1 protein-coding gene is annotated in these 2421 nt (G+C 43.7%); it reads left to right on the top strand.

Annotation, left to right across the window (positions count from 1 at the left end; genetic code table 11):
* Window positions 1-617 precede the first annotated feature (617 nt).
* Complete coding sequence (gene ltrA, locus RR643_RS11585) at window positions 618-2345, top strand: group II intron reverse transcriptase/maturase (protein WP_018679534.1); 1728 nt, start codon at window positions 618-620, stop codon at window positions 2343-2345.
* Window positions 2346-2421: the final 76 nt, after the last annotated feature.

Below are 2421 nucleotides of genomic sequence, written 5' to 3'. Positions count from 1 at the left end.
GTGTGACATGAGGTTGTTTGAGTAATTGTTCCAACGAGGAAACTTGTTGAGGAACCTGATGTTCCGTCATCAGTAGCCTACTGGCACATGCAGGATTGGTAACGATTCTGTGTGAAACTGCTGGGACAATGTAGCTGGGCTTAAAGCCCATATCGATGCTGTGAAGCAAAGGTATGACCTGCGAGCATCAATGCGGGTACAGCGCTAGGCTAGATGGTATGACCAACATAAGTGAACTGCTGATAAACATCGTTAGGATTAACAAGCCAAAGATGCTGATAGGCTTGAACCAAAAGGTATGCGACTGGTTATTCCTTTGAATTCTAGGAATACACGGACAATAAGGTCGCCGGTGGAAAGGCAGGGTCTAACCCATTTCGTTACTCAAATGAAACATGGTAAGCCCGTATCATTGCCTTAATTAGGGCAGGCAAACTGTAAAGGATGCTGTTGGTGGTGCGGGTAAAGGAATGTGGAGAAAGCGAATGCCACTCGGTAATGGAGAGGATAGGGATTGAGTGATTTAGCAATATTATCCCACGCGAAAGCGGGCAGACTTCCACAAGGTCTTTCTTTACGAGAGAACTTTATTAACCTTCTAAAAGAGGGAATAGCAGATGACTACGCAACAAATGATTTGCGCGGGTGCACCCTCACACCAAGTGATAGCATGGTCCAATATTAATTGGGCAAAATGTCATCAGGAAGTGCGAAGGCTCCAAGCGCGTATCGTAAAGGCAACACAGGAAAGGAAACATAACAAGGTCAAAACTTTGCAATGGATTCTTACCCACTCGTTCAGTGGCAAAGCATTAGCCATTAAGCGAGTTACTGAAAATCAAGGCAAGCAAACCTCAGGGGTAGATGGTGTTATATGGTCTACTCCTGAATCCAAATCTCAAGCAATCCTGTCACTCAAGCGGCGAGGGTATCAGCCTAAGCCGCTTAGGCGTGTCTATATTCCCAAAGCCAATGGGAAGAAAAGACCGCTTGGAATACCAACCATGCACGATAGAGCAATGCAGGCACTTTATCTACTTGCGCTTGAACCCGTGGCGGAAACGACTGGGGATCATCGTTCATTTGGTTTTCGAACCAAGAGATCCACTGCGGATGCAATTGAACAATGCTTCATCGTATTGTCCAGAAAACATGGTGCTCAATGGGTACTCGAAGGTGATATCAAAGGTTGCTTTGATAATATCAGCCATAACTGGCTATTGAATCATATTCAAACGGATCGCATGATTTTGAAGAAATGGTTGAAAGCTGGTTATATGGAAGACAAACAACTTTTTCCAACTGAGGCAGGCACTCCACAAGGTGGGATTATTTCACCTACGTTGGCGAATCTTGTCTTAGATGGGTTGGAAGCTAAATTAGAGGCTGCTTTTAAACAAAAGCGGTACGCTAATAGAATCCAGACTCGTCTGAAGGTCAATTATGTACGTTATGCGGATGATTTTATTGTAACAGGTTGCTCGAAAGAGTTGCTGGAACAAGAAGTCAAACCAATCATTGAGGACTTTATGAGAGAGCGTGGACTTATGCTTTCGCCAGAAAAGACCAAGATTACGCATATAGATGAAGGTTTCGATTTTCTAGGTCAAAACCTACGTAAGTACAATGGAAAACTATTGACTAAACCCTCCAAGGGAAATGTGGCAACATTTCTGGAAAAGGTTCGTAAAGTCATCAAAGGGAATAAGACACTGGATCAAGAACATCTGATTTATAAACTTAACCCAATGATCCAAGGCTGGTCAAATTATCATAGGCACATCGTAGCGAAAGAAACATTTGCTCGCGTAGACCATGAGATTTGGTGTGCTTTATGGCAATGGGCACTTCGTCGCCATCCTCAAAAAGGAAAAGGCTGGGTTAGAAACCGTTATTTCCATACTGTGGATACTCGTAATTGGGTATTTGCAGAAGCGACAGGAGAACGATTTCCAGATGGAAACCCGATTCTGAAATCACTGAGGAAAATGGTTGATACTCCTATTCGAAGACACCATCCGATTAGATTAGAAGCTAATCCTTTTGATCCTACATGGAATGGGTATTTTGAGGAGCGTATGAATCTCAAAATGCAGCATTCGTTGAGAGGGAGGAAGCGGCTTAATTATATCTGGTCAAAACAGGATGGTTGTTGCCCAATTTGTCGAAAACTGATTAACAATGAATCTGGGTGGAAGTTGCATCGCAAATCTTTACCCTTTCAAGGTCAGCAACACGGATTCACTGATACCATTATGGTGCATCCTCACTGCTCTAATCAGATCAATGCCTTAGATTTAAAAGTTGTGAAGCCGGTTCGCGAAAGTGGACTTAGGAAGGCTTGAGCCGTATGCGGGGAAACTCGCACGTACGGTTCTTAGGGGGGAATGGTGTAGTAATACAGTGTTCCTACCCGACTAT

This window comes from Anaerorhabdus sp. (genome assembly GCF_036637135.1).
Lineage (GTDB): Bacteria > Bacillota_I > Bacilli_A > Erysipelotrichales > Erysipelotrichaceae > Anaerorhabdus.
Note: the sequence above shows the minus strand (reverse complement) of the source record. Positions and strands in the feature narration are given on the sequence as shown.